The 26,129-nt window shown below is 68.9% G+C and carries 28 protein-coding genes and 1 riboswitch; of the genes, 10 read left to right on the forward strand and 18 right to left on the reverse strand.

Annotation, left to right across the window (positions count from 1 at the left end; all coding sequences use genetic code 11):
• Nucleotides 1-108: 108 nt before the first annotated feature.
• From CUR96_RS08825 to CUR96_RS08835, 3 genes are all read right to left on the reverse strand, one after another.
• The gene (locus CUR96_RS08825) at nt 109-1,470 is read right to left on the reverse strand and encodes an FAD-binding oxidoreductase (protein ID WP_102192946.1); all 1,362 of its coding nucleotides are present in this window, start codon (nt 1,468-1,470) and stop codon (nt 109-111) included.
• A 104-nt stretch (nt 1,471-1,574) separates the two neighbouring features.
• Complete coding sequence (locus tag CUR96_RS08830) at nt 1,575-2,171, reverse strand: GNAT family N-acetyltransferase (RefSeq protein WP_102192947.1); 597 nt, start codon at nt 2,169-2,171, stop codon at nt 1,575-1,577.
• Nucleotides 2,168-2,773 (reverse strand): TetR/AcrR family transcriptional regulator, encoded by a 606-nt coding sequence (locus CUR96_RS08835; RefSeq protein WP_102192948.1) that lies wholly within the window; start codon nt 2,771-2,773, stop codon nt 2,168-2,170. Before CUR96_RS08835 ends, CUR96_RS08830 begins: the two co-directional genes overlap by 4 nt.
• 142 nt (nt 2,774-2,915) lie before the next feature.
• Here CUR96_RS08835 and CUR96_RS08840 point away from each other — a divergent pair, with 142 nt between their 5' ends.
• On the forward strand, nt 2,916-4,391 hold the full coding sequence (locus tag CUR96_RS08840) for a class I adenylate-forming enzyme family protein (RefSeq protein WP_245861154.1): 1,476 nt from the start codon (nt 2,916-2,918) through the stop codon (nt 4,389-4,391).
• A 14-nt stretch (nt 4,392-4,405) separates the two neighbouring features.
• Complete coding sequence (locus CUR96_RS08845; RefSeq protein WP_245861155.1) at nt 4,406-5,641, forward strand: beta-ketoacyl-[acyl-carrier-protein] synthase family protein; 1,236 nt, start codon at nt 4,406-4,408, stop codon at nt 5,639-5,641.
• A gap of 3 nt (nt 5,642-5,644) precedes the next feature.
• Here CUR96_RS08845 and CUR96_RS08850 read toward each other — a convergent pair whose 3' ends face one another.
• From CUR96_RS08850 to CUR96_RS08865, 4 genes are read right to left on the reverse strand one after another with little or no spacing between them, the layout of a single operon-like run.
• On the reverse strand, nt 5,645-6,742 hold the full coding sequence (locus tag CUR96_RS08850) for a ThiF family adenylyltransferase (RefSeq protein ID WP_245861156.1): 1,098 nt from the start codon (nt 6,740-6,742) through the stop codon (nt 5,645-5,647).
• An 11-nt stretch (nt 6,743-6,753) separates the two neighbouring features.
• The gene (locus CUR96_RS08855; RefSeq protein WP_245861159.1) at nt 6,754-7,470 is read right to left on the reverse strand and encodes a thiazole synthase; all 717 of its coding nucleotides are present in this window, start codon (nt 7,468-7,470) and stop codon (nt 6,754-6,756) included.
• Nucleotides 7,471-7,522: 52 nt separating this feature from the next.
• Entirely contained in the window at nt 7,523-7,762 is a 240-nt protein-coding gene (gene thiS / locus CUR96_RS08860; protein ID WP_102192953.1) for a sulfur carrier protein ThiS, read from the reverse strand.
• Nucleotides 7,759-8,847: an FAD-dependent oxidoreductase gene (locus CUR96_RS08865; protein ID WP_102192954.1), complete on the reverse strand. Its 1,089-nt coding sequence runs from the start codon at nt 8,845-8,847 to the stop codon at nt 7,759-7,761. Before CUR96_RS08865 ends, thiS begins: the two co-directional genes overlap by 4 nt.
• A 51-nt stretch (nt 8,848-8,898) precedes the next feature.
• Between CUR96_RS08865 and thiE the strand changes: the two genes are divergently transcribed.
• The gene (gene thiE, locus CUR96_RS08870) at nt 8,899-9,540 is read left to right on the forward strand and encodes a thiamine phosphate synthase (protein ID WP_219721972.1); all 642 of its coding nucleotides are present in this window, start codon (nt 8,899-8,901) and stop codon (nt 9,538-9,540) included.
• A gap of 7 nt (nt 9,541-9,547) precedes the next feature.
• Here the strand turns inward: thiE and thiC are convergent, their stop codons facing one another.
• The 4 genes from thiC to ykgO all read right to left on the reverse strand — a co-directional run bounded on the left by thiC (nt 9,548) and on the right by ykgO (nt 13,312).
• Nucleotides 9,548-11,329 carry a phosphomethylpyrimidine synthase ThiC gene (gene thiC / locus CUR96_RS08875; RefSeq protein WP_102192955.1) on the reverse strand — a complete coding sequence of 594 codons (1,782 nt, stop codon included), beginning with the start codon at nt 11,327-11,329 and terminating at the stop codon, nt 9,548-9,550.
• A riboswitch (TPP riboswitch) is annotated at nt 11,324-11,431 on the reverse strand. Its footprint overlaps the gene before it by 6 nt.
• An 84-nt stretch (nt 11,432-11,515) precedes the next feature.
• Nucleotides 11,516-12,328, reverse strand: coding sequence for a DUF1206 domain-containing protein (locus tag CUR96_RS08880; RefSeq protein ID WP_102192956.1), 813 nt, complete (start codon nt 12,326-12,328; stop codon nt 11,516-11,518).
• Nucleotides 12,325-13,011, reverse strand: a complete 687-nt coding sequence (locus tag CUR96_RS08885; RefSeq protein ID WP_102192957.1) for a phosphatase PAP2 family protein — start codon at nt 13,009-13,011, stop codon at nt 12,325-12,327. Before CUR96_RS08885 ends, CUR96_RS08880 begins: the two co-directional genes overlap by 4 nt.
• Nucleotides 13,012-13,189: 178 nt before the next feature.
• Nucleotides 13,190-13,312 (reverse strand): type B 50S ribosomal protein L36, encoded by a 123-nt coding sequence (gene ykgO / locus CUR96_RS08890; RefSeq protein ID WP_036311902.1) that lies wholly within the window; start codon nt 13,310-13,312, stop codon nt 13,190-13,192.
• Nucleotides 13,313-13,395: 83 nt separating this feature from the next.
• Between ykgO and CUR96_RS08895 the strand changes: the two genes are divergently transcribed.
• A complete protein-coding gene (locus CUR96_RS08895; protein WP_102192958.1) occupies nt 13,396-14,406 on the forward strand; it encodes a GTP-binding protein in 1,011 nt (336 codons plus the stop codon).
• 9 nt (nt 14,407-14,415) lie between these two features.
• Here the strand turns inward: CUR96_RS08895 and aztA are convergent, their stop codons facing one another.
• On the reverse strand, nt 14,416-15,060 hold the full coding sequence (gene aztA, locus CUR96_RS08900; protein WP_102192959.1) for a zinc ABC transporter ATP-binding protein AztA: 645 nt from the start codon (nt 15,058-15,060) through the stop codon (nt 14,416-14,418).
• A gap of 55 nt (nt 15,061-15,115) precedes the next feature.
• On the opposite strand from aztA, the gene aztB reads away from it, so the two are divergent.
• The 4 genes from aztB to aztD all read left to right on the forward strand — a co-directional run bounded on the left by aztB (nt 15,116) and on the right by aztD (nt 19,434).
• Nucleotides 15,116-15,985, forward strand: a complete 870-nt coding sequence (gene aztB / locus CUR96_RS08905; protein ID WP_245861157.1) for a zinc ABC transporter permease AztB — start codon at nt 15,116-15,118, stop codon at nt 15,983-15,985.
• 68 nt (nt 15,986-16,053) lie between these two features.
• On the forward strand, nt 16,054-17,283 hold the full coding sequence (locus tag CUR96_RS08910) for an ABC transporter (RefSeq protein WP_102192961.1): 1,230 nt from the start codon (nt 16,054-16,056) through the stop codon (nt 17,281-17,283).
• A gap of 1 nt (nt 17,284) precedes the next feature.
• Nucleotides 17,285-18,202: a zinc ABC transporter substrate-binding protein AztC gene (aztC, locus tag CUR96_RS08915; RefSeq protein WP_102192962.1), complete on the forward strand. Its 918-nt coding sequence runs from the start codon at nt 17,285-17,287 to the stop codon at nt 18,200-18,202.
• Nucleotides 18,203-18,234: 32 nt separating this feature from the next.
• Nucleotides 18,235-19,434 (forward strand): zinc metallochaperone AztD, encoded by a 1,200-nt coding sequence (gene aztD / locus CUR96_RS08920; protein WP_102192963.1) that lies wholly within the window; start codon nt 18,235-18,237, stop codon nt 19,432-19,434.
• Between the two features lie 57 nt (nt 19,435-19,491).
• Here the strand turns inward: aztD and CUR96_RS08925 are convergent, their stop codons facing one another.
• From CUR96_RS08925 to CUR96_RS08945, 5 genes are all read right to left on the reverse strand, one after another.
• Entirely contained in the window at nt 19,492-20,916 is a 1,425-nt protein-coding gene (locus CUR96_RS08925; protein ID WP_102192964.1) for a PepSY domain-containing protein, read from the reverse strand.
• 1 nt (nt 20,917) lies between these two features.
• Nucleotides 20,918-22,153 (reverse strand): Dyp-type peroxidase, encoded by a 1,236-nt coding sequence (locus tag CUR96_RS08930; RefSeq protein ID WP_102192965.1) that lies wholly within the window; start codon nt 22,151-22,153, stop codon nt 20,918-20,920.
• Complete coding sequence (locus CUR96_RS08935) at nt 22,153-22,686, reverse strand: copper chaperone PCu(A)C (RefSeq protein WP_102192966.1); 534 nt, start codon at nt 22,684-22,686, stop codon at nt 22,153-22,155. The genes CUR96_RS08930 and CUR96_RS08935 overlap by 1 nt, the downstream gene beginning before the upstream one ends.
• A gap of 10 nt (nt 22,687-22,696) precedes the next feature.
• The gene (locus tag CUR96_RS08940; RefSeq protein ID WP_102192967.1) at nt 22,697-23,302 is read right to left on the reverse strand and encodes a copper resistance CopC family protein; all 606 of its coding nucleotides are present in this window, start codon (nt 23,300-23,302) and stop codon (nt 22,697-22,699) included.
• A 122-nt stretch (nt 23,303-23,424) separates the two neighbouring features.
• Nucleotides 23,425-24,039, reverse strand: a complete 615-nt coding sequence (locus CUR96_RS08945) for a hypothetical protein (RefSeq protein WP_102192968.1) — start codon at nt 24,037-24,039, stop codon at nt 23,425-23,427.
• Between the two features lie 170 nt (nt 24,040-24,209).
• Here CUR96_RS08945 and CUR96_RS08950 point away from each other — a divergent pair, with 170 nt between their 5' ends.
• Nucleotides 24,210-24,689 carry a ferritin-like domain-containing protein gene (locus CUR96_RS08950; RefSeq protein WP_102192969.1) on the forward strand — a complete coding sequence of 160 codons (480 nt, stop codon included), beginning with the start codon at nt 24,210-24,212 and terminating at the stop codon, nt 24,687-24,689.
• Nucleotides 24,690-24,748: 59 nt separating this feature from the next.
• Nucleotides 24,749-25,324, forward strand: a complete 576-nt coding sequence (locus tag CUR96_RS08955) for a TetR/AcrR family transcriptional regulator (RefSeq protein ID WP_102192970.1) — start codon at nt 24,749-24,751, stop codon at nt 25,322-25,324.
• Nucleotides 25,325-25,377: 53 nt separating this feature from the next.
• On the opposite strand, the gene CUR96_RS08960 is transcribed toward CUR96_RS08955, so the two are convergent.
• Nucleotides 25,378-25,980: a TetR/AcrR family transcriptional regulator gene (locus tag CUR96_RS08960; protein WP_102193006.1), complete on the reverse strand. Its 603-nt coding sequence runs from the start codon at nt 25,978-25,980 to the stop codon at nt 25,378-25,380.
• Between the last annotated feature and the right edge of the window lie 149 nt (nt 25,981-26,129).

A 26,129-nucleotide genomic window follows, 5' to 3' on the forward strand; every position in this document is an offset into this window, starting at 1 on the left:
ACGACTGCGGTCACCGTCATCGTCGGTGGCGCAGTGTACGCGATCCACTGAGCACGAGCCGCGGCCGGTCCGGCAGCCGCCGGACCGGCCGTTCCGGTGTTCCTGGCATCAACCCTGCCTCGCGTCTGCGGGAGCGGGTGCGGGTGCGGGACGTGCACCGAAGTTGCGCGAGAACAAGTCGGCCGGGTCGTACTCGGCCTTGACCCGCGCCAGGCGCACGCGGGTGCTCGCGCGGTAGATCGACGCCACAGCATCCGCCGCCGATCCGTCGAGCGAGTTCGCGTATGCGCCCGTGACGTACGGTTCGAGTTCGTTCCATACCTCGTCCATCCGCACACGGATGCCGTCTGCTGCGGCATCCGGACCGACCGCGAAGGTCGTGATCATGAGCTCGGCCTCGCGATGGGCGAAGGCCGTGGCGTCCACCGGCACATCGGCGAACGCCCCGCCGAGGCTGTGGAGCACGATCGACGACGGCTGTGCTTCCCTCGCGACCCGGGCGACGGCGAGGGCGGCGTCATCCGCGGCGTCCGGCGCGACGAACCCGTTGCGCACCACGGCGCGCAGTCCGAGCGGCAGTTCCGCCCCCGGATGCAGGATCTCCGCGTAGGCGCGTCGCCGCACGTCCGCCGACATCGGGGCCGCGATCGACGCGAGGGCGGCGACGGATTCGTCGAGGTCGCCTCCGTCCGATCGCACCAGCGTCACCGCGACCGGAGCATCCTGTCCGCCGGCAAGCGGGTTGGCCAGCACGACGGTCGATCCGATCGCGTTCGGCGCCTGCCGCATGTGCGCGACCCATCCGGTGACGATCGACTCGACCTGATCGGCCGGAAAGGTGAGGGCCGCGAACGCGACGGTCCGTGTGGGGTGCGCCTCGAACTCGAACGCCGTGACGATGCCGTATGCGCCGCCGCCGCCGCGCAGCGCCCAGAAGAGCTCGGTGTGGTGCGCGGCATCCGCCACGAGAACGTCGCCGGATGCCGTCACCATTTCGACGCTCCGGAGGTGGTCGAGGGTGAGTCCGTCGCGGCGCACCATCCAGCCGATGCCGCCGGAGAGAGTCAGTCCGCCGACTCCGACGTCGGCGGTGTCTCCCGACGAGATCACCAGACCGTGCGGGCCGAGGGCGTCGACCACGTGCCGCCACAGCGCGCCACCGCCGACGCGCACGCGGCGATCGGGTAGCACATCGACGGAGTCGAGAGCGCGCAGATCGATGACGATCCCGCCGTCGACGGTGCTGAAGCCGGCGACCGAGTGGCCGCCTCCGCGGACGGCGACCGGAAGGCCGGATGCGGCGGCGAACCGGATCGCGCGCGCGACGTCGGTCGTGTCTGTCGGGCGCAGCACGAGCGAGGGCGCGGCCGAGGCCATCGGGGTGCGTGCCGCCTGCGGGTAGCTCTCGGAATCGGGGGTGATGATCGCGCCGGTGAAGTCGGCGAGCTGAACGTCGAGCGATGCGAGCATGGTGTCTCCTTCTGATGCCCGCCGAGATGACGGGTCGATAAGAAGACGACGGACGCGGCGGGAATGTGACCGGGCCCTCGCCGCACGGGGCTCGCGGGCCGTCGCTATTGGCCCACGCCTCTCAGTCCCATGGAGACATAGGAAGAGAACCCCGCGCGCTTCGCGAATCGGATCGGCCGGCGCTGGATCTCCGTGAACCCCAACTTGGCGTACAGCCCGAGTGCCGCCGCGTTGGTGTCCTTGATGTCACGCAGAACGAAGCCGTCCGATGGCTGCTCGAGAATCCGACGCAGAAGGGCGGAGGCCACGCCCTTGCCCTGATGCTCGGGCGCCGTCGTGACGAAGGCGATCTCGGTGAGTCCCGGCCGGGCGCCCTCATAGGCACCCATGAACTGGCTGCGGATGATGCGATGGCTGATGGCGCCGTGGATCACGCCAAGAGTGCGCTGGAGCTCGCGCCGGTCCGGATCGAAGCATTCTTGATCGCCTTCGGTCACCACGGCGACAGCGGCCGGCGCACCGTCGACCATGGCGACATGGAAGCGCTCGAGAATGATCATGGGTGCGAACGCGTCGGTCAGGACCTCCGGGTCCTTCGAGAAGAAGGCGAAATCCTCGGCGAATCCGCGCACGAGCACCGCCGCGATGTCGCGCCGGTGCCGTTCTCCGAGCTCGTCGGCTCGTGTGATCTGGATGGTCATCTGGTCTCTCCCGTGAGGATTCGAAGGATCATGGCGGTGTCGGGTTCGGAGAATCGGTCGCGCATGGTGATGCGCATCGTGGTGAGGCCGGAGATCATCGCGAAGTAGCACGCGGTCAGCTGGTCAGGATCCCCATCGACGAACTGACCTTCGCTCTGACCTCGACGCACCAGCGCAGAGAACGCGCGCCAGAGCGTCTGTTGCATCGGCGCAAGTCGTTCAGCGGTGCCGAGAGGAGTGTCGGTGGTGATGCCGTGTTCCATGACCGTCGAGAACTCCGCCGCACCGTCGTCCGCCGCGAGCGCCACGAGATAAGCCTCAGTGAACGCGAGGATCATGCCCTTCGGATCGCCCTCCTCCGACAATCGCGTCGCAGCACCCTCGATACCGTGCGAGGCCTGAGCGAGCAACTCCTCGAACAGTTCTTCCTTGCCGGAGTAGTGCCGATAGATCGACCCTGTGCTGATGCCCGCCTGATCAGCGATCTGCCGGATGCTCGCAGCAGCGAAGCCACGGCGGGCGAACACCTGTACGGCGGCCGTTTCGATCGCCGAGCGGGTCGCCGATCGCAGCGCCTCGTTCTGCTCAGAACTGCGCGGCATGGCTCCCCTTTTCAATGAACATCTGTTCATTGTACGGACGACCGAGCGGCTTCGCCACTTCTCCCTGAACACCGTTCAGTAGACTGGCGCCACCCCGTCCGCATCCGCACGGAAAGAGTCGATCACGCCTGTCTCGTCGTCCGTGCGCCGTGTCGCCACCATCGATCCCGACCGGGTCGCGCTCGTCAGCGCGGATGCGCACCTCACCTATGCCGAACTCGACCGCGACGCTCGACGGATCGCCGCTTTCGTCGATGGCTGCCTGCCATCATCGCTCGCGGGGGCATCCGATCCCGCAGAGGCGCCGGTCGTCGGGATCTGCGTTCGTTCGGCTTTCACGGCAGCGCGGTTCGTGGTCGGGCTGGAGGCCGGCCCGTCGGTCCTCGCCGTCGTCGACCCGCAGTGGCCGGTGGCGTTGCAGGTCCGGATGATCCAGAGTGCGCGGATGCGGATCCTGATCACGGATGCACCGGGTCTGCCTGCGGCGCTCCGGTCCGCCGGGTGGGGCGGCGTCGCCATCCACCCGCGCGACGTCGATGCTCACCCCACCGACGACATCGCCCGTCCGGAGAACGCGGAGACCGCGCCGTTCCTCATGCTGTTCTCCTCGGGGACCACGGGCGACCCGAAGGCCTTCCTGAAGACGCGCGCGCAGTATCGGGCGAACCTCGCGGTGTCGCGCGAGTTCCTGGGGGCTGATCCGGAAGTCGCCACCTTCGCGCCGGGACCGCTCTCGTACAGCCTCACCCTGTATGCCCTTTTCGAGGGGCTCGCCACCGGCGGCCGAGTGCACCTGGCCGACCGGCTCGCCGATCTGTGGCTGACGACCCGGGCCGAGCGTGAGCAGGTCACCCGCCTCGTCACGGTGCCGTCCGCGTTGCACGCCCTCGCCGATGCCGCACGCCGCGCGCCCGGTCGGTTCGCGGCGCTGCGCCTGATCGTCACCGGTGGCGCGTCTCTATCGGCAGGAACCCGTGCCATCGTCGCCCGCGAGCTGCCCCACGCACGGATCATCAGCTACTACGGCGCCGGGGAACTGGGCTTCATCGGCGACAGCCGCGACACCGGCGGCACCGGCATTCGGCTGTACCCGCGGGTCGAGGCATCCGTCCGCGACGATGCCGGGCGTCCGGTCAGAGCCGGGGAACTCGGCACGCTCTGGGTCCGGTCAGCATCGTGCTCCGACCGGTACCTCGCGCACACCACCCGGGCCGTGCTGTCGGATGCCGCGGGGTGGGCGACCGTGCACGATCAGGGATTCCTCGAAGACCGCATCTTCAGCTTCGTCGGTCGCCGGGGTGACGTCGTGGCGACAGGCGGGCACAAGGTTTCACTGACCGAGGTGGAGCAGGTCTTCGACGGGATGCCGGGACTCGGAGCGGCCTGCGCGATCGCGCAGCCGCATCGACGGCTGGGGGTCGTGGTCGGCCTCGTCATCGAAGGCGACCGGCCGTCCAAGCGTGCGCTGCAGCGGTGGGCGGCGGAACGGCTCCCCTCTGCTTCCGTGCCCCGGCGCTGGTACGCGGTGGCAGGGCTGCCCCGCACCGGTGGCGGCAAGGTGCGCCGCGATGAGACGCTGCGGCTCGTGTCGACAGAGCGAGACGTCGTGCGACTGTGATGGCGGCGCGCGCCGTGGCGATCACGGGTGTCGGCGCGGTCACCCCCAGCGGGTCGACCGCTCCCGACCTGTGGCAGTCGGTTCTCCACGGCCGCAGCGGCGTGACCCTCCTTCCCGCGGAGCTCACCGCCGGGCTATCGGTTCGGGTCGGCGGTCTCGTCGGCAGGTATACCGAGGCGACGGGTCTGCCCGCGCCCGTCGCCCGGCGGCTGAGCCCGGTGCAGCGGTGGGCGATCGCGGCTGCCGACGAGGCATTGGCGGATGCCGGAGTGGATCGGCGCATCGGGTCGCTGCCCTGGGATCCGCATCGGTTGTGCATCATCGTCGCGACGGGCTCGGGTCCGGTCGATACCGTCCTCCAGGCAGCATCCGGCTTCCGCGATCGAGGGCCGCGTCAGGTCTCGCCGGCTCTGGTCGTCTTCGGGACGGCTGACGCCACCGCCGGCATCCTCAGCCAGCGCTGCGGCGCCCGTGGCGCGACCCAGGCCGTCGTCGCGGCGTGTGCGAGCGGCGCCGTCGGGATCGGCGAGGGGATGCGCCGAATCCGCCACGGCTACGCGGATGCCGTCCTCGTCGTGGGCATGGACGACTGCATGAATCCGGTGCACCTCGCCGCGAACGCCAACCTCCGCTCGCTGGCAACCGGGTACGCCGACGACCCCGCATCCGCATCCCGCCCCTTCGACCGGTCGCGCTCCGGCTTCGTGATGTCCCAGGGAGCGGGAGCGGTGCTCCTCGAAGCCGAGAACTCCGCGCGTCGCCGCGGTGCCCGTCCGCAGGCGGTCGCGTCCGGTTTCGGTGACACGAGCGACGCTCACCATCCGACGGCCCCGCATCCGGACGGGAACGGAGCCGCGGCCGCGATCCGCGCCTGCCTCGCCGACGCCGGCGTCTCGTCCGATCAGGTGGATCACGTGAACACCCACGGAACCGGCACGCTGCTCGGAGACCGCGCCGAGATCGCGGCCCTCGGGCACGCGCTCGGTGAACGCGCCCACTCCATCCCGTTGACGGCCACGAAGTCCTCAACGGGGCATCTGCTCGGAGCATCCGGTGTCATCGAAACCATCATCGCGGTGATGACGCTGCGTGATCAGCAGCTCCCGCCCACCATCAACCTCAACGACGCCGAGTTCGGCGACTGGGACTTCGTGCGCGATCTCCCCCGCCGCCACGCCACCCAGACGGTGCTGTCGAACTCCTTCGGATTCGGCGGGCACAACGCCGCACTGCTGCTCACGACCGCGTAGGCGTCACGCGCGGTCTGCCATGTGTGCCGTCGCGTCTGCGACCGCCCCCACCGCACCGGCCAATGACCGGACGTCGCGGAAGCCGCGCTCGGCGAGCAGCGCCCCTGCACGCGCCGCCCGCACCCCCGACGCGCATACGGTGACCACCGGTGTCGTCGCCGCGAGCGCATCGAGGACCGGCGAAGACGCGAGTGAGCCCAGCGGGATCCGCAATGCACCCGACAGAGATCCGGCGACCTCGGCCGGTTCGCGCACGTCGATGACGACCGGTCCTGGATCGCGGGCGAGCTCGCGTGCGAGCTCCGACGGCAGCACGACGGGCACCGCGGGGGATGCATCGGCCTCGGTCGCACCAGCCGCCGGACGGTCCGGGTCGGGTGACAGCGCGAACGTGCGCCAGGTGGCGTCCAGAGCGTCGAACATGAGCAGCCGTCCGAGCAGGGTGCGCCCGGCGCCGGTGATGATCTTGATCACCTCCGCCGCCATCACGGCTCCGATCGCGTGGCAGACCATGCCGAGCACGCCGCCGGTCGCGCACGTGGCCGCGTCGCCCGGGGTGTCCGGATGCAGGTCGCGGTATCCGGGACCGTACGGCGGCCAGAACACGGTCACCTGGCCTTCGTAACCGAGCACGGCACCCCATACGCAGGGCATGCCGAGGCGTTCGGCGGCATCGGCGACGAGATAGCGGGTGTCGAAGTTGTCGGAGCCGTCGACGACGAGGTCGTAGCCGGTGAGGAGCTCGTCGGCGTTCGTCGCGGTGAGCCGCACGCGGTGCTCGTGCACCTCCACCTCCGGATTGATCCGGTGCAGCGCATCGCGAGCCGATGTCGTCTTCCGTCGTCCGAGGTCGGCCGTGCCGTGCAGCAGCTGGCGATGCAGGTTGCTGACCTCGACGGCGTCGTCGTCGACGACGCCGACGACGCCCACTCCCGCTGCGGCGAGCGCTGCGAGCACGGGGGTGCCGAGCCCGCCGGCGCCGATGACGAGCACCCGCGCCGCGGCGAGACGGCGCTGCCCGGCGTCGCCGATCCCGGGAAGCGCGAGCTGCCGGGCGTAGCGGGAACGAGCGTCTTCTTCGAGGGGTGCCGCTGGATTCACAAGGGGAAGGTTCACAGGTCCGGCCGTCCAGACATCGGCGACGACGCGAGAGCGTGCCGTCGCTGCGGAATGCGCCCGGAACGTGCGGCGAGCCGTCCGGCGATGACCGCGTGCTGGAACGCCCGCGCCATCCCGACCGGATCGATCGCCCGGGTGACGGCACTGGCGAGAAGCACGGCGTCGCAGCCGAGCTCCATCGCGAACGCCGCGTCCGACGCGGTGCCGACCCCCGCGTCGAGCACGACGGGCACCGATGCGCGCGAGACGATCAGCTCGATGTTGTGGGGGTTGAGGATGCCGAGTCCGGTGCCGATCGGGGCGCCGAGAGGCATCACCGCCGCTGCGCCGAGGTGCTCCAGGCGCAGCGCCAGAGCGGGATCGTCGTTCGTGTAGGCGAACACGGTGAATCCGCGTTGCACGAGCTGCTCCGTCGCATCCACCAGTTCCACCGCATCCGGCAGCAGCGTGTCCTCGTCGGCGATGACCTCGAGCTTCACCCAGTCGGTCTCGAACGCCTCGCGGGCGAGCTCTGCCACGAGCACCGCCTCGCGTGCGGTGAAGCACCCGGCGGTGTTGGGGAGCAGGCGGATGCCGCGCTCGGCGATCATCGAATAGAGGGTGCCCGCCTGCGGCGAGTAGCGACGCACGGCGACGGTCGTGAGCTCGGTGCCCGATGCGGTCAATGCGGCGCCGAGGTCTGCGAGGCTCTCGGCACCGCCCGTGCCCATGATCAGCCGCGACGAGAACGGCACCCCGGCGATCTCGAAGGCGTCTTCCCGCTCAGCCACCCTGCACCGCCGTGAGGACCTCGATCTCATCGCCCGCGCGCAGGACCGTCTCAGCCCAGCTGCCTCGGCGCACGATGGTCGCGTTGACGGCGACGGCAAGCCCGAGCCCTGTGCCGTCGGTGGCACGACCGTCTGGGCCGATGCTCCGTCCGGTGAGGTCGGCGACCACGTCGGTCACCGTGGATGCGGGTTCGAAGCGGGCGGGGGCGCCGTTGAGATGAACGTCGATCATGAGACCTCCAGGGGGACGGGCGACGCGGCGAACCGGTCGGGGCGGAAGGGAGCGATATGGGGCGGCGCGACGCCGTCGACGAGTGCGGCGACGGATGCCGCGGCGATCGGCGCCAGCATCACGCCGTGACGCCCGAACCCGGTCGCGATGATCAGACCGGGCGCGGCACGCCCGAGCAGCGGCGCGTTGTCGAGCGTCGTCGGCCGAGCCCGCGCCGTGGCCTCGAGCAGTTCGAGTTCCGCGACAGCGGGAACGACGGCGGTCGCGTCGCGCAGCAACTCGTACACCCCTCCGGCCGACACCGAGGCCCCGCCGTGCTCGCGCTGGGTGGCGCCGACCACCACGGTGCCGTCTGCACGCGGCAACAGGTAGACCGATGACCCGTGCACGCGCGCACGCAACGTGCAGTTCAGCAGCGGCCACAACCGCCCGGGAACGCGCAGTCGCAGGATGTCTCCGTGCACCGGGCGCAGAGTCACCGGGAACGGCATCCCCTCGACGCGGGCAGCATCGAGGCCGCTCGCGACGATGACCTCGCGAGCGGTGATCACGCCGTCATCGATGCGCACACCGATCGCGGGCGACATCGGGTCGTTCGGGTCTTCGTGCAGGATGCTCCGAACGGCCCCACGCACGACGCGATCGCCCAGGGCGGCGAGCAGTGCGGCAGCGAGGTTCCGCGGGTCGACACGGTGCTCCTGCACGCGACGGACCGCAGTCGCCCGCGGACCCAGGAGAGGTTCGAGCCGGCGTGCTTCGCGCAGTGTCAGCGACTCGACCTCTCCGGGTCGGAGGGCGGCCAGTTCGTCGATGGCGTGCCGGTCCGCGTCATCGACGGCGACGAGCAGGGTCGAGGCAGCCTCGAATCCGCACCCACCTCCGCCGGGGATCGCCTCGAGGAACGCGGGGTAGTCCGCCGCCGACTCCTGAGCGAGGGCGTGCAGGGCCCGCTCTGTGGGCCGATGCTCGCTGACCGGGGTGATCATGCCGGCTGCGGCATACGTCGCTCCCGTCGCCGGTGCCGGATCGACCAGACGCACGTCGCGGCCCGCCCGCACGAGCCCCCACGCGATCGAGAGACCCACGATCCCCCCACCGATCACAACGGCGTCGCAGCGCACCGATACACTCGCCGCATGCTGCTCTCTTCCGCCCGGCTCTACCTGTGCACCGACGCCCGCCGCGACCGCGGTGACTTCGCCGAGTTCGTCGACGCGGCCTTCTCGGGCGGCGTCGACATCGTGCAGCTGCGGGACAAGGCGCTCGAAGCCGCTGAGGAACTCGAGCTGCTCGGCGTCCTCCGCGAGGCGGCAGAGCGGCACGGTCGGCTCTGGTCCGTCAACGACCGCGCAGACGTCGCGGCCACCGCCGCCGCGCCCGTGCTGCACCTCGGCCAGGGCGATCTGCCCCGGCCGGCTGCGCGCCGCATCGTCGGCGACGACGTCGCTCTCGGCCTCTCCACCCATGACACCGAACAGCTCGCCGCAGCCCGCGCCGAGTCGGTGCTCGACTACTTCTGCGTGGGACCGGTGTGGGCGACGCCCACCAAACCCGGCCGCGCCGCCGTCGGTCTCGACCTCGTGCGTGCGGCCGCCGAGGCGGATCGAGTCGCCGGTGTCGCGCATCCGTGGTTCGCGATCGGAGGGATCGATCTCGACACGGTCGACGAGGTCGTCGCCGCCGGCGCGAACCGGATCGTCGTCGTGCGCGCGATCACCGAGGCCGACGACCCGGCCGAGGCTGCGCGGCAATTGCGGGCCCGGCTGCCCGAGATGTGACACCCTCTCAGCCGCGGAGAGTCGGCTCTGGCTGCATCTCGGCAGATGCCCCGTCGTCCGGCTCCCGCAGCGCGGGCGCAGGAAGGTAGACGGTTCCCCCCGCTTCGCGGAAGGCGTCGGCCTGCTGCTGCATCCCCGCGATCGCGGTCTGCTCGGCGACACCGCCGAAACGGTCACGAATGTCCTGCGAGATGCGCATGGAGCAGAACTTCGGTCCGCACATCGAGCAGAAATGCGCCGTCTTGGCCGGTTCGGCGGGCAGGGTCTCGTCGTGGAAGGCCTCAGCGGTATCGGGGTCGAGCGACAGCGCGAACTGGTCGCGCCAGCGGAACTCGAATCGGGCCTTCGACAGGGCGTCGTCGCGGTCGCGTGCGCCCGGGTGCCCCTTGGCGATGTCCGCGGCGTGCGCGGCGATCTTGTACGTGATCACACCGGTCTTCACATCGTCCTTGTTCGGCAGGCCGAGGTGCTCCTTCGGAGTCACGTAGCAGAGCATCGCGGTGCCGTAGCGGGCGATCTCGGTGGCGCCGATCGCGGAGGTGATGTGGTCGTAGCCGGGGGCGATGTCGGTCACGAGCGGCCCGAGCGTGTAGAACGGGGCACCCTGGCACAGCCCCTGCTGCCGCTCCACGTTCTCGCGCACCATGTCGAACGGGATGTGGCCGGGGCCCTCGACCATCACCTGCACGTCGAACTCCCACGCCCGGTCGGTGAGTTCGGCGAGGGTGTCCAGCTCGGCGAACTGGGCGGCGTCATTCGCGTCTGCGGTGGACCCCGGACGCAGTCCGTCACCGAGCGAGAAGGCGACGTCGTACCGGGCGAAGATCTCGCACAGCTCGTCGAAGTGCGTGTAGAGGAAGTTCTCCTGGTGGTGCGCAAGGCACCAGTCGGCCATGATCGAGCCTCCGCGCGAGACGATGCCGGTCACCCGGTTCGCCGTCAGCGGCACGTAGCGCAGCAGCACGCCGGCGTGGATCGTCATGTAGTCGACGCCTTGCTCGCACTGCTCGATGACGGTGTCGCGGAACACCTCCCAGGTCAGGCTGTGCGCCTGGCCGTCGACCTTCTCGAGCGCCTGGTAGATCGGCACGGTGCCGATCGGCACCGGCGAGTTGCGCAGGATCCACTCGCGCGTGGTGTGGATGTCGTCACCGGTCGACAGGTCCATGACCGTGTCGGCACCCCACTTGGTCGCCCAGCGCAGCTTGTCGACCTCCTCGGCGATCGAGCTCGTCACCGCGGAGTTGCCGATGTTCGCGTTGATCTTCACCAGGAATGCCCGACCGATGATCATCGGCTCGGATTCCGGGTGGTTCACGTTCACCGGGATGATGGCCCGGCCCGCGGCGACCTCGGCGCGGACGAGTTCGACATCGCACGCCTCGCGCACGGCGACGAAGCGCATCTCGGGCGTGATGATCCCCTGACGCGCGTAGTGCATCTGGGTGACGGTGCGGCCCTCGAGGCTGCGCCGCGGCGCACGGCTCGCCCCTCGCCATTCGGCGGAGGCCGCGCCACGCCGGGTGGCGCTGCGGCCGTCGTCATGCAGATTGCGAGCCCGGCCCGTGTACTCCTCGGTGTCGCCACGCGCGACGATCCATCCGTCCCGCAGCGGCGGAAGGCCCGCTTCCGGTTCGCATGGCGGCCCTTCGGTGCGGTACACATCGAACGGAGCGTTCGCGGAGGCATCCGGCGAATCGGCCAGCGAGATGCGGGTGACGGGCACCGAGATGCCGTGTTCTTCGTCGTGATGGTGCGCGAGAACGCGCACCTCTTCAAAGGTGCTCACAGTGCTCCTGCTTCCTACGCCGGCATTACCCGGACAGGTTCGACGGTCGCAGGCAGCATCAGCCAGATCTCAGCCCGTGCTCGGGCACCCGTGGGGTCGGCATGATGCTAGCACGGGGGCGAAGACGACGCGTCCCGTGGCCGACGATGCAGCAGCACGGGTCCTTCCGCTGCAGATCTGCTCGTCTTACATTCGCGCGTAGCGGGCACGGGCGAAGCAGAAGAGGCCGTACAGGACCAGCCCGGCACCGACCGTCCACAAGATGACGGCGCCGAATGGGAGTCCCGCGAGAGCGCGGAGCGCGGCATCCAGTCCCCCTGCCGTCTCGGGATCGTGCGTGAGTGCGGCGATGATGAAGAGCACGCCGGCCACCGCGACGGCGACGCCTTTCGCGATGTATCCGGCGACGCCGAACGCGATGATGCCGGTGCGCGCGCTCCCCGAAGGAAGAACGAGGTGCTTCTTGAACGCTCGGGTGATGCCGCGCACGATGAAGGCGATGCCGATCGCGCCGACGATGAGACCGACGGTCACGAGCAGAGCGACGCCCGCCGGCGCGGCCAGCAGGCGCGCGCTGAACGATTGCGAGGATTCGGATGATTGGGACTGGCCGCCGAGGGCAGACACCAGAGCGGTGCCGGCGATCGCAAGATAGGCGGCAGCTGTGCCGAGGAACTTGATCCGGTAGCCCCACTTCTTCTTGGTGTCGGGGTCGCGCTCGACGATGGCCTCGGCGATCTGCCAGATCGCGAGCGCGATGAGACCGATCACGATGATCCAGAGTAGAACTGCACCCGCCGGCGACTTCTGAATCTGATCCATCGCGCCGCCCTGGTCGGCGTCCCCGCCGCCGCCTCCGGTGGCGATCGAGATCGCGATGGCTCCGATCAGGAGGTGCAGGATGCCGAGGACCACGTAGCCGACGCGGGCGAGAACCCGGAACGCTGTGGAGTCCTGCGCGGCCCTGGCCGCAGACGAGGCTGAATTGTTCGGGTTCATGAGTTCACAGCGCCTTCGATCGGTTGCTCGGGAGAGGCTACGCCGACGGAACGGACGGCGTGACGATCGCGCGCGGCTTCGACCGCGATCCAGACGAGCGTGGCGACGGCGACACCCTCGAGCATGCCCGCCACCACATCGCTGAGCCAATGCGCCTGGAGATAGGCCCGGCTCCACATCATCAGGAGAATCCATATCGCACCCAGTGCCCATACGTACCAGCGCCGGAGTACGAGGGCAAGGACGATGGCAACGGTCGCCGCTACGGCCGTGTGACCGGAGGGGAATGACGTCGCCATTCGTTCAGCGAGCGAGTCCGGCGGTCGTGTGCGGCCGATCACCGCGGCCATCGTCGCGCCGATGGCCACGACGGCGACCATGGCGATCGCCAGCGTCGCGGCATCCCACCGTCGTCTGCGCCACAGCAGAAGCAGGATCAGCACGGCTCCGACGACGATCATGCCGATCGTGCCGCCGACGACCGCGGGGATCCAGGCGATGACGATGCCGACGTCGCTGACTGCCGAAGCCATCAGATCGTGCCACCAGATGTCGACGGCGAGGGGCTCATGACCGCCGAGCGCCACGACGACGCGGAGAATGACGAAAGCGGCGGTGGCTGAGACTCCGACGACGAGCGCTGCCGCGCGATCCCGGGCGCTAGGGATGTCAACAGTGCTCACGAGATCGCCTCAGTCGTCGTTGTCGTTGCTGTCGCCGTTGCCAGTGTCACCGCACTCGGCGGAACACGTGCCCCGTCGATTGACAGTACCGCTGGCGGGCCGGGAAGGACACCTCAATATGTGGCCATCACGGCCCGGATCCGCCGGTCGACCGGAACGACGGCATGGGGCCCTCGGCTCAGCCCTGGCGCCCCTTGAAACGCGGGTTGAGCTTGTTGATGACGAACACCCGGCCACGGCGGCGCACGACCTGCGCGCCCGGCTGATTCTTCAAGGACTTGAGTGACGCTCGAACCTTCATGATGATCTCCTTATTGATAATCCTTCTCATTAACAGACTAGGGTGAGAGGCGGAAACCACCAAAAGGAAAGAGCAGGTCGTTCGTGGAGCACAGGGATCCCCTCGTCGTCGTCGGAGTGTGCGCACCGGAGCGCCGCAGATACGCGGCATCGCTCGCGAGCGCGACAAACGGGTACCTCATCCTGCTCGCGGAGCGCCCGCCGTCCCAGCGGGAGGAGGGACTGCAGCTCTCGACGGCGCCGCCACTCGCCGCAGCGACGCCCCCTCGCATCGTCGCCGACGTCTCGGCCGACCTCGACCTGCCGCACCTCGGCCTCGCCGCCGACCCGCGATCCACCGTCATCTGCGTCGTCGACGCTGTGCACATGCTCGATGACCTTCACGACGGCAGGCCGCTCATCGACGTGGTGGCCGAGGGCGACGATCGAGGCGACTTCGGTGCACGCGCCCGGCGCGCGGTCTCCCTTCTGGAGGGCGCGACGCTGATCATCCTCGTGAACTGGGAAACGGTCGCCACCGCAGACCTCGCCCTGCTCATGACGATCGCCTCCCATCTCAATCCGACCGCTCGGGTCCGCCTCTCCCGAGAGGCAGCGGAAGACATCCGCTCCCTCTCCTCGGCGCAACAGGAGCCGGCACCGCTGCTCGAGCGCGCCGGGTGGGTCCATGCCCTCAACGACGAGCACGACCCCTACATGACGGATCCGCGGGTGACGACCCTGCGATACGAGCAGCAGCGCCCGTTCCACCCCGCCCGACTGTCCGCCGCGCTGAACGACATCGACGCCGGCGCATACGGCACCGTCCTCCGCTCAGCGGGGTTCTGCCGCCTCGCCACGCGCCCCGGCATCCTGGCGCGCTGGGACCACGTCGGCTCGGCTATCTGGATCGACCCGCTCTCCTCCGACATCGAGACGGCGACGACGGCGCAGGACATCTCGCTCACCGGCCTGAACCTCGATCCGGGAGGACTCCGTCGCGCCCTCGACGTCGCCGCCCTCACCGACGACGAGCTGACGGCCGGTCCGGCGGCATGGAGACGATTCGCCGATCCGCTGCCCGCGTGGCCGCTGATCGTGGAGGAGTCGCCGTGAGTGGCGTGGTCAGGCGACCCGGCCGTCCGAGAGCCGGATCGTGTACTCCGCATCCGCGATGACGGCGGGGTCGTGGGACACGCAGACGACAGCCGCGCCGCGCTCGACTTCCTCCCGCAGCACAGCACGGATGCGGAGGCTGCTCGCGGCATCCAGCCCCGTCGTCGGCTCATCGAGAAGCAGGAGATCCGCTTTCCGCGCCAGCCCCTGCGCCAGCAGCGTGCGCTGCTGCTGCCCTCCGGAGAGGGACGCGAACGGATGCCGGGCGAGTACGTCGATGTCGAGTCGCTCGAGGGAGTCCTTCACAAGCCCCCGCGCCGTGGAGTCCATCCGCCGCCAGGGTCCAAGACGGCCCCACGCCCCCACACTGACGACGTCGTTCACGGACACCGGCAGGCGCATCGGGATCGCGGCCCGCTGCGGCACGAAGGCGATCGCGCCGGAGACGATTCGCGTCCCCGACGCCGGCGCCCTCGTACCCGCGAGGACCTCGAGCAGCGTGGACTTCCCCGCGCCGTTCGGCCCGGTGATGACGGTGAGCGCACCGGCGCGAACGTCGGCGTCGACGGCCGACAGCGCTGCGCGCCCTTCGAACGACACATTGATGCTCGTCAGTCGTGCAGCGGTCGTGTCCGCCTGGGTCGGGAAACTCATGGAACCAGCTTACGAGTTTGATAATCATTCTCATAAACCTCTAGGCTCACTGATCGTGACTGCCCTTCCTGCCGCCGCGCTCGCCCCGTTCGCCCTCGACTTCGTTCAGCGCGGACTCCTCGGCGGTGCCCTGGTAGCGATCCTCTGCGGCGTGGTCGGCACGTGGGTCGTCATCCGCGGGATGGCATTTCTCGGTGAGGCGCTGGCGCACGGCATGCTTCCGGGGGTCGCATTGGCGACCGTGCTGTCGCTGCCGGTGCTTGCCGGCGGGGCGCTGAGCGCCATCGCGATGAGCCTCGGCATCGGCGCGCTGCAGCGTCGGGCGAGATTGTCGTACGACACCAGCATCGGTCTGCTGTTCGTCTCGATGCTCGCGCTGGGGGTCATCATCATCTCGCACTCCGGCAGCTTCGCGACGGATGCGACGGCGATCCTGTTCGGTGACATCCTCGCCATCGATGACGGCGATCTCATCCTGCTGGCCGCCGCCGCGGTCGTCGGGCTGACCGTCGCCCTGCTCTGTCACCGCTCCTTCGTCGCTCTCGCGCTCGACGAACGCATCGCGTCGGTGCTCGGGCTGCGGCCGCAGGTCGCGCAGGCCGCCCTTGTCGGACTGGTCACCCTCGCCGTCGTCGCGTCGTACCAGGCCGTGGGATCGATGCTCGTCGTCGGGCTCCTGCTCGCCCCGGCGGTCGCCGCCGGCCACTGGACCTCCAGGATTCCCACCCGCATGATGCTCGCGTCGCTCTTCGGCGTGACCGCCGTCTTCGTGGGACTCCTGGCGTCGTGGTACGCGGCCACAGCCGCCGGAGCATCCGTCGCCGCCGCCGCCATCCTGCTCACCTGCGTGTCGTGGGCGGCGCGCGCGGCTCTCGATTCCACCCGGTCACGGACGCCGAGCGTCGAAGACCAGCCGTCGCGATGAAGCGACATCCGACACGGCTCGATGGCCGTGTCGGATGCACCTGCACGAACACAACCAGGAAGGATCCCGTGCGTTCCCGCATCGCCCTCGTCGCCCTCACCGGCGCCCTCATCCTCACCCTCGCATCCTGCTCGAGCGGACCCTCCGCTGCCCCCGTTTCGGAGGACGATGCCGCAGGCGACGGCCACGGAGCCATCACCGGCGCCGAAGAAGTCGCCGAACCGCAGCTCGGCCTGACCTGGATCGCCCCCGACGGCAATGTCACCCACCTCGACCTGCTCGACGAGAGTCTGACCGAGCTGGGCGAGGTGGCTCCGCCCACGGGCATGTCGACCGACGGCCGCTATCTCTTCGCCGACGCGGGTGCCGGGCTGGAGATCGTCGACAGCGGAGTGTGGACCTGGGATCACATCGATCATTTCCACTACTACCGCGCCGCACCGCGCCTACTGGGTTCCGTGGCGGGCGACGGGCCCGCGCATGTCGCGACATCCAACCTGTCCACGAGCGGCGGCACCGGCATCTCCTTCGCGGGTTCCGGCGACGCCGTGCTGCTCGACACCGAGGCGCTGTCGAAGGGCGAGATCACCGAGCAGTTCCGCATCGAGCGGGAACCGCACGACGGCCTCGTCGTCCCCGTCGGATCCTTCGCCCTGGTCACCGAAGCGGTGGACGGAGTGGCCGCCACGGTGGTCGGCTACTCCACCGACGGCACCGAGACGGGCCTCGAGGAACCCTGCGCCGATCCCGCCGGCACCGTCACGACGCGCGTCGGCGCCGTCATCGGATGCCGTGACGGGGCCCTGCTCGCGCACGTCGCCGACGACGAACTGCAGGTGGAGCGCATCCCGTATCCGGAGGGCGCGACAGCACCGGCGGCGAGATCGTTCGACAACCGGGAGGGCCGCCCCACGGTCGCCGGCCTCGCCGGGTCAGAGGGCATCTGGCTGCTGGACACCCGCAACAGATCGTGGAAACTCCTCCCCTCGCCCGTCCCGCTCGTGCACGTCACCGCGGTGGACGACGATGACGACCACCTGCTCGCGTTGACGCAGGACGGACGGGTCCTCGTGCTGAACGGAGAGGACGGGTCGCTCCTCGCCCAGACCGAACCGCTCGTGGCCGATTCCATGATGGCCGGCGCGTTTCCGACGCTGATCGCCGATCAGCACAGGGCGTATCTGAGTGCGCCGGCCGAGCACCGGCTGTACGAGATCGACTACGCGGACGGCGCACGCATCGCACGCACCTTCGACACCGCGACCGAGCCGGCGTTCGTCGCCGAGACGGGACGATGACATGCGTTCGACACGAATCCTGGCGGCACTCGCCCTTGCCGGGCTCACCGCGGCCGGCCTCGCGTCCTGCGCAGCGTCTGCGGATACACGCCCCCTCATCGTGGTGTCCACCAACATCCTCGGCGACGTGGTCGAGGAGCTGGTCGGAGATCAGGCGCAGGTCATGACGCTCATGAAGCCGAACGCCGACCCCCATTCCTTCGAGATCTCCGCGCAGGAGGCGGCGACTCTTCGCGAAGCGGATCTTGTCGTCTCGAACGGCCTCGGCCTGGAAGAGGGGCTGCAGCAGCACCTCGACGCTGCCGGCGCCGAGGGCGTTCCCACATTCGTCGCCGGTGACGCGATCGAGGTCCTGGACTACAGCGAGGGCGACGCCGAAGGCATGCCGGACTCGCACTTCTGGACCGACCCCGAGCGGATGATCGACGTGGTCGATGCGATCGAGCCGGTGCTCGCCGGCATCGACGGTATCGACCCGGAGTCGCTGAAGGAGAGCGTCGGCGAGTATCGCGATGAGTTGCGCGCCCTCGACTCGGAGATGTCGGCCGCGTTCAAGACGATTCCGCAGGATCGACGAGCACTGGTGACCAACCACCACGTGTTCGGCTACCTCGCCGAGCGCTTCGACTTCGACATCGTCGGCGCCGTGATCCCCGGTGGGACGACTCTGGCCGCGCCCTCCGCATCCGACCTCGCAGATCTCGTCACCGCCATCGAGGAGACCGGCGTCCCCGCCATCTTCGCCGAGTCGTCGTCTCCGGACCGCCTGGTCCAGGCCCTCGCGAGCGAGGCGAATGTCGAGGTCGAGGTCATCGAGCTCTTCACGGAATCGCTCACCGGACCCGACGAGGGCGCTCCCGACTACCTGACCATGATGCGCGTCAACACCGACCGCATCACCACCGGTCTCACGCGGTGAGACCACCACCCCCATCAGAAAGAGGCATGCATATGCGAACCTCCCCCCTTCGCCGCGCGTTGATCAGCGCCGCGGCCATCGGCGCCGTCATCACGCTCGCGTCGTGCTCGTCCGGCGGCGACTCGACCGCTCCCGCTTCCACCGCCGACACCGAGGCGGGCTCGAGGGTCGCGATCTCGTATGACGGCGGCATTCTCGTGCTCGACGGCGAGAGCCTCGACACCGTCGCCGACTTCGAATCCGAGCCGTTCACACGACTGAGCCCGGCCGGCGACGACCGCCACGTGATGGTCACGATGAGCGAGGGCTTCCAGGTGCTCGACACGGGCGCGGGCTCCTCCGATGAGGCAGAGCTCACCGACCTGGTGTTCCCCGCCGACGCACCGGGCCACGTCGTCCGCCACGCCGGCAAGACGATCCTCTACGCCGACGGCACCAGCGACACGACGATCTTCGACTCTGCCGACCTCGGAAGCGCCGATGAGCTGCCCGAGGTCGAGACGGTCCCCGGCGTCGAGGCCCATCACGGCGTCTCGGTCGTACTGGAGGACGGCACCTTCCTCACCACGGTGGGGAATGCCGACGGCCGCAACGGCATCGTCGCAAAGGACGCCTCCGGCGCGGAGATCGCTTCGTCCGACCAGTGCCCCGGCGTTCACGGCGAGGGCACCGCGAAGGACGAGGTCGTCGTCTTCGGGTGCGAGAACGGCGCGCTCGTCTACGCGAACGGCGAGATCGTCAAGCTCAGCTCACCCGACCAGCCGTACGGCCGGATGGGCAACGCATACGTCAGCGAGACGAGCCCCATCATCGTCGGCGACTACAAGAACGACGTCGACGCGGAGGGCTACCTCCTCGGCGCCGTCACGCTCATCGACACGATCGCCAAGACCCTCGAGGTCGTGGATCTTCCGGACGGCGTCGAGTACACCTTCCGCGACGTGGTGCGCGGCCCGGAGGATCTCGCCTACATCCTCAGCACCGACGGCTCGATCCACGTTCTCGACCCGGAGACCGGTGAGATCACCGACAGCTACCCGGTCATCGAGGCGTGGGAGGGTCCGGCCGAATGGCAGGACGCTCACCCGGCCATCGTCGTCCTGGGGAACGTGGCCTACGTCACCGAACCGGCAGCGAACAGCGTGCACGCCGTCGACCTGACCTCGGGCAGGGTGCTCGCCAGCACCGAGCTCGATGTCGCGCCGGTCGAGATCGCTCCCGCCGCGGGCTGACCCGCGAACAGGAACGACCCAGAGGGGCGGAGCGAACAGCTCCGCCCCTCTGTGCGTTCAGGCGCCGGCCCTCCGGGATGCGAGCAGGCCGATCGCGGTGTCGAGGATGACGAACCCGAGGAGGGTCCATCCGACGAGGGGCAACCAGAGACCGATGAGGGCGGCAACGACCGCGACAGCGCCGACGCCCCACCAGGGAGCGTCGTGCAGCATGCGCCGAGGAGGACTGCCGACGAGGCGGCCCTCGCTGTGCACCGGGCGCCGCTTCCACCACATCCGGTAGCCGAGCACGACCATCGCGGCGAGACCGGTGGCCAGCAGGAACAGGACGATCTGGTTGGCCGGCCCGAACATGACGCCCATGTGGATGCCGACGCCCCAGCTGGCCAGCTTCGCGGCGAGCGAGAAGTCCGCGAAATCGGCGCGATCGACGACCTGCATGGTCGTGCCATCGATGGCGAGGGAATCGCCTTCGGTCGGAAAGCTCCTCTTGATCTCCCGGGTCGTCCAGGCCGTGCCCGGTTCCGCCGGCGGTTTGATCTCGACTTCGCCGGTGTTCACGTTCTCACGCTGGGCGATCGCGAGCATGGCGTCGAAAGTGGCGGGGTTCGCCCGCCCCGTCGGTGCGCTCTCCGGTGCGTGATGGTGCGTATGCTCGTCCGCTGCCGCCGCTCCCCCGTCGAGGCTGGTGCTGACAGCCGGCGTCGCCCAGTCGAAGGCGCCCCGCAGCGCGTCGACGTTGGCTCCGGCGTATTGGGACCAGGTGATGCCCGTCGCCGAGAGGAACAGCGCTCCGAGGAGCATCCAGATCCCGATGCTCGTGTGCCAGCCGAAGAGCGCGCGATACCCGGTGTGCCTGCGGTTCGGCCGGATGAGGTCCTTCTTGACGCGAGCTCGGCGGATGCGGATGATCCACAGCGCGAGCCCTGCCACAGCGACGATACCGAGCCACGATGCGGCGAGTTCGCTGTAGAGGCGCCCGGCGTCGCCGAGGTGGAGGCTGCGGTGCAGGTTGCTGATCCAGGTGCGCAGCGGGGTCGATCCGCTGGTGCCGTAGACGATCAGGTCTCCTCGGATCTCACCGGTGCCCGGGTCCACGAACACGGCACGGGACTCGCCGTCACCGAGTCCGTCCTCGGCGTACATGATGCGCGTCGTGTCGCCGGGCTCGGGTGCGGGGCGCACGGCGAAGAGGGCCGCGGCCTCCCCCGTGTACGCATCGGCTGCACCGATCTGCTCGGCCAGGGTGAGGGATGTCTCGCTCTTCGGCACGTGCAACTGATCGGCGTAGACGATCTGCTCGAGCTGCGGGGTGAGCGCGTAGAGGCCGCCGCTGACGGCTGCGATGAGGATGAACGGGCCGACGAGGACGCCGGCGTAGAAGTGCAGGCGCAGCAGAAGGGCGCCGAACCAGCCGCGCCCGTTCTTGCCGCCTCTGGGCGGCGGCTTCGGGCGCATGGTCTCGGAAATGGTCAGAGTCATGTCAGCGCTTTCCGGTGAGGAGGGTTTCGCCGATGAAGCCGCCTTCGGCGCACCCCGGCGGAACGGCGAACACGGCGGAGCCGATGGGCACGGTCCATTCGTTGAGCAGATCGAGCTCGTCGAGTCGTCGCTGCATAGGGACGAACTGGCGCTCGACGTCGGCCTGGAAAGACACGAAGAGGAGACCCGATTCGGAGACCTCGGCTCCGTACGGGCGTTCGTCGTAGTTGTAGCCGCGGCGGAAGATGCGCTCGTCGCCGTCGCCGCGGACCCGTCGGATATGCGCGAACTGCGGGATCACCGGGAAGCCGACGGCGGTCGTGGCGTCGAAGTCCGGCTCGTCGAACTCGTCGGTCCCGGTCAGCGGAGCCCCGTGCGCGATCGTTCTTCCCACCGACGCTTCGCGTCCGCTGCGATCAAGCCGGTCCCACTTGTCCAGATCCATCCGGATGCGGCGGATCACCATGCCCGTCCCGCCGGCGAGCCAGCCGTCATCCGACCAGACCACCCGGTCGAAGTCCTTCGAGCCCGGCTGCGGATTGGTCGTGCCGTCCACCTGTCCGAACAGGTTCCGCATCGTGGTGCCTGGTCGTTCGGTGCCATAGGCACGCCGGAACCCCTGCTGGGTCCAGCGGATGGATGCGAAGCCACGCGCGTCCTTGAGCAGCATCCGCGTCGCATGCGCCACGGTGAGCGGGTCATCGCCGGCGACCTGCAGCAGGAGATCTCCATGGGAGAACTCCGGCTGGAGTCGGTCGATGCCGAACGCGGGCAGCGGGGCGAGCCATCCGGGTCTCGTCCCGCCTGCACGCGCGACGAACTCCGGGCCGAAGCCGAACGTGACGGTCAGGCGTGCGGGAGACAGGGCGAGTTCCGGCTCGGAATCGGCCAGCGCCGGCCGTCCCTGAGTGAGACGGGCCGCGTCGTCGGTGAGGATGCGCATCAAGCGGATGAGGGCTGCGGCATCGGCTCCGTCATGCAGATCGAGGCCGATGAAAGTCCCGTGCGCCTGGGCGGCGGTGTCGACGCCGGCTTGATGCTCACCGAAGAACGGCACCGTCGCGTCGCCGTTCATCGGCGTCGACGGTGGTGCGTCGTCGGGATCCGTGCGATTGAGAGCGAGGTCGGCACCGATCGCCGCGGCCGCGCCGATCCCGGCGACAGCTCCTCCGAGGAGGAACTGCCGCCGGGTCGAGCGGACGTGACCGGTGCGCGCGCCCTCAGCGGGCGCCGGCATCAGTGATCCATGCCTTCGTGATCGTCGCCGTCCTCGTAGTTCTCGTTGGCGCCGGAGAAGTCCTTCACCGGCGCGGTGAACTCGTAGGTCGAATCGTCGGAGAAGGTGAGGGTGAAGGTCGCCTCGTCGCCGGCTTGCAGAGGCTCGGTGAGGCTCATCAGCATGATGTGACTTCCGCCCGGCTCGAGCGCGAGTTCACCGCCGGCGGGGATGACGAATCCGCCTTCGATCTCGCGCATGATCATCTCTCCGGCCTCGTTCTCCACGGTCTCGTGCAGCTCGAGCATCGGCGACGCGTCGGACTCGACAGAGACGACCGTCACATCCTCGTCACCGCTGTTCACGAGTGTGCCGAACGCGGCGGACATGCCTTCGGCGGCTGATTTCACCCAGGCGTCCTCGATGGTGACGACGTCGCCGGCCGGCGCGGAATCCACTGCGGCGGGCGCAGTGGCGGCCGCGCAGCCGGTCAGGGCGAGGAACGAGACGGCGAGCAACGCCGCGGCACGGGGAAGGGTCTTGAAGGTGTTCATCTGTTGCCTTTCACAGGTTCTCCGCCTCGCCCGTGTCCGGCGAGGCGGCTGTCGCCCTGGGGCGACGAAGGAATCGATAGAGCGCGTAGCCGGCGGCAGCGACAGCTGCCCCTCCTGCGCCGATGAGCAGCATCCGGAGGAGGCTGCTCGATTCACCTGCGATCTGATCTTCCGCGTCAGACGCTCCGTCTGACGCACTGCTGCCCGTCGATGCCGTGACCATCGGTTCGGCCTCGCCGACCGTGAACGGGATCACGCCCGAGATCGGGTGCCCGTCCTCCGAGACGACCTGCCATCGCACTTGATAGCCCGCGACCGGCATTCCGGCCTCGAGCTGCGCGGTGACCACGTTCCCTTCGACCTCGACCTCTCCGGTGGCCCAGTCGTCACCCGATTCGTCGACGACCATCACCAGGGCTCCGGTCATGGACGCATCGAGGACGATGAGGTCTCCGGAGAACGTCAGGGAGACGCTCTCCGGAGCCGAAGCGAGCTGCTCGCCCGCACTGGGGGTGCTGGACACCAGCTGGTCGTGTGCGGATGCCGGTGTCGTGGTCGCCAGCACGGCGACGACGGCCACGGCGAGCGCCGCGCTGATCCTGTGGAAAGGGGACATGAGGAAGGGCCTCTCGTCGGGCGCCGACAGACGGCGCCAACGGTACGTTCAGAGCAGCTCGGGTGCGCAGGAGCTTCCGAGCGGAAGCACACCAGGCGGCGACGGAGCGCGGCCGGTGCGGATCAGATCGCGCTGAGAACCGGCGGAGCGCGTCCCCGCAGCGTCGCCAGCGCATGAGCATCCAGCGGGCGGACGCGCTCGAACAGCGCGTCGGCCTCTTCATGGACGACGAGGCTCGGTGATGCCAGCACGGCGTCGACGCGGCGTTGCACCCACTGTGCGGCCTGGACGGCGAGTGCTCGCAGCGCGAGGAGCAGCCGCTCGCCGCGATGTGCGACGACGACGGTGACGATCGCGGCGAGCGCGTGGCCGAACCACATCGAGCTGTCGGCGACGACGACCTCGGCGACGCCGCTGCCGGCGGGACCGACGGGAAGGATGATCGGCGCCCCGTGCACGTGCGGTGTCGTGATTCCGGACGGGCTGACGGTGCCCAGGACGAACAGCACATGGAACAGGAGCTGGCTGACGACCACGGACGCGCTGAGCCGGATGACCGACAGCTTCCGCCCTGCCAGCAGCACGCAGATCATGAAGGAGAAGACCCACGGAACCACGATGCCCAGAGGTCCCGGCATCTGGCCTCCGCCGGTCATGTGACCCGCAAGCGCCGCGAATGTCGCCAGAGTCGCCGCCGCGAAGCCGCGAACGACGGCGGGCTTCCTGGTCGGGGTCACCTCACCATCCTTGCACTCCTCGACGACGCCTCAGGTCGCCTGATTCTGCACGACCAGCAGGCGCGCCCGTCGTCCCTAGCTCGCAGCACCATGAAAGATCAAGCCCCTGAACCCTGAGCAGGTTTCCCCCTTAATGTGACAGACCCGTGACAACGAAAGGGAACGACACCATGTCTCAGACACAGCTCGAGTCTCCGCAGGACCTTCTCCGGTACCAGCTCCGCACCGCCCTGACGATGGAGGACGACTCGCTCGCAGCACTGAAGGAGCTTGCCGGCGCGGCACGTTCGGCGGATGTGAAGAAGCTCTTCCGTCACCATCAGGATGAGACGAAGGAACAGATCGAGAACCTTCGCCGGGTGTTCGCCCTGCTCGAGCTGCCAGAATCCACTGCCCCGTCACCGAGCACAAAAGGCATCTCGAAGCAGGCGCAGTCGCTGATCGGCAAGTCCGCCCCATCGCTCCGCGACCAGGTGACGCTGTCATCTGCGCTGGGCAATGAACACTACGAGATCTCGGCCTATCGGAGCCTGATCGTGGCTGTCACGCCTGTGCATGCGGAAGCCGCGCGGTTGCTCCAGGACAATCTCGACCAGGAGACCCACACGAGCGAGGAACTGCTGACCAGGCTTCAGGAGATGGCCGCGTAGATCCCCTGGCCGACACTCGCGCCGACTTCAGGTGACGCCGTCAACCGTATGATTGTGGCATGGTCAGTCGTTCGGAATCTGCTGCAGCCACACGTCGCTCGCTCCTGGATGCCGCCCGCGAGCTTCTCAACGAGGGCGGACCGCAGAAGGTGACTCTCCGCGAGATCGGCGCACGGGCCGGCGTGTCGCGCGGTGCGGCGTACCGGCACTTCGCCGACAAGGAGAGCCTCCTCGCGGCGGTCGGCGCGGAGAGCTGGGACCGGATCGCCGCAGAGTTGGCACGCGTGAGCACTCCCCGCGTCGGCGGGGAAGCCGACCTTCTCGAGTCGGCCTTGGAAGCACTGATCACGGTGAGCCGCGACGAGCCCGCCGTGTATCAGATGATGTTCACGCTGCCCGCGAAGGATCCGGAGGCTTCGATCGAGGCGGCCGGTCGCGCACAGGCCGAATTCCTGCGAATCGTCGGACGCATCGTGGGCGACGAGAACGCGCACCTGTACGGAGCGATGCTCCTCACGAGCGCTCACGGAATAGCAAGCATGGGTGCCAGCGGGCACCTCTCACCTCAGATGTGGCAGACAACCCCTCAGGCGCTCATCTCCGCGCTCACCTCCCTGATCGCGGAGAAGCGCTAGCCACCTCGTCCACGAAAACAGGCAAGGCGCATCGGCAGCGCCGCGACGGAACCTCAGCGAGGCAGGATCACCCTGAGCTGCTCGGTGATGTCGGCGAGGATCTGCTCGATCGACCGCTCCGCATTCACCGTGGCAGCCATCGTGACGAACATGACAGCCGAGACGATGTGGGCGAGAGCCCGAGCGGCGTCGACCGAGACGCCCTCGCCGCGGCCGATGACCTCGGCGATGAGCTCCTCGGTCTGAGCCGTGAGGCTGAGTGCCTCACTGTGGTGCGGCTCCTCGGGGTCGCCGAACACCATTTCCCGGAGGTAGGTGCGGCCGTTGTCGATCTGTTTGCGGTTGCACTCGACGACAGGCCGGACGACGGCCAGCACTCCCTCGAGAACGCCGTCCGCAGCCGCAGCGGCCGCGCGACCCCGCTCGAGCGCCTCGGCGTACATCGAGTTCTGCACGAGCAGCAGCAGCTCACCCTTCGTCTTGGCATAAAGGAACAGCGTTCCCGTGCCGATGTCGGCGCGGTCGGCGATCTCCTGCGTCGTGACGTCGTCGACGCCGCGGTCGGCGAAGAGCTCTCCGGCGGCGGCGGTGATCCGTTCGAGCTTGTCGAGCTTGTTGCGCTCGCGCCGGCCGAGGGGGCGGGTGTCGACAGTCATGATGTCCTTCGGGAACAAATAGTGATTAAGCTCAGTTGTGATCATAGTCACTAGTGGGTGGGCTCGGAAGAATCTCGCCTCATTCTCCCACGCATCCCGAGAACCGACCCCGGTTCCCGGAGGTGACGACTCGCCGCACACCTAAGGAT

The organism is Microbacterium aurantiacum (genome assembly GCF_002872075.1).
Classification (GTDB): domain Bacteria; phylum Actinomycetota; class Actinomycetes; order Actinomycetales; family Microbacteriaceae; genus Microbacterium; species Microbacterium aurantiacum_A.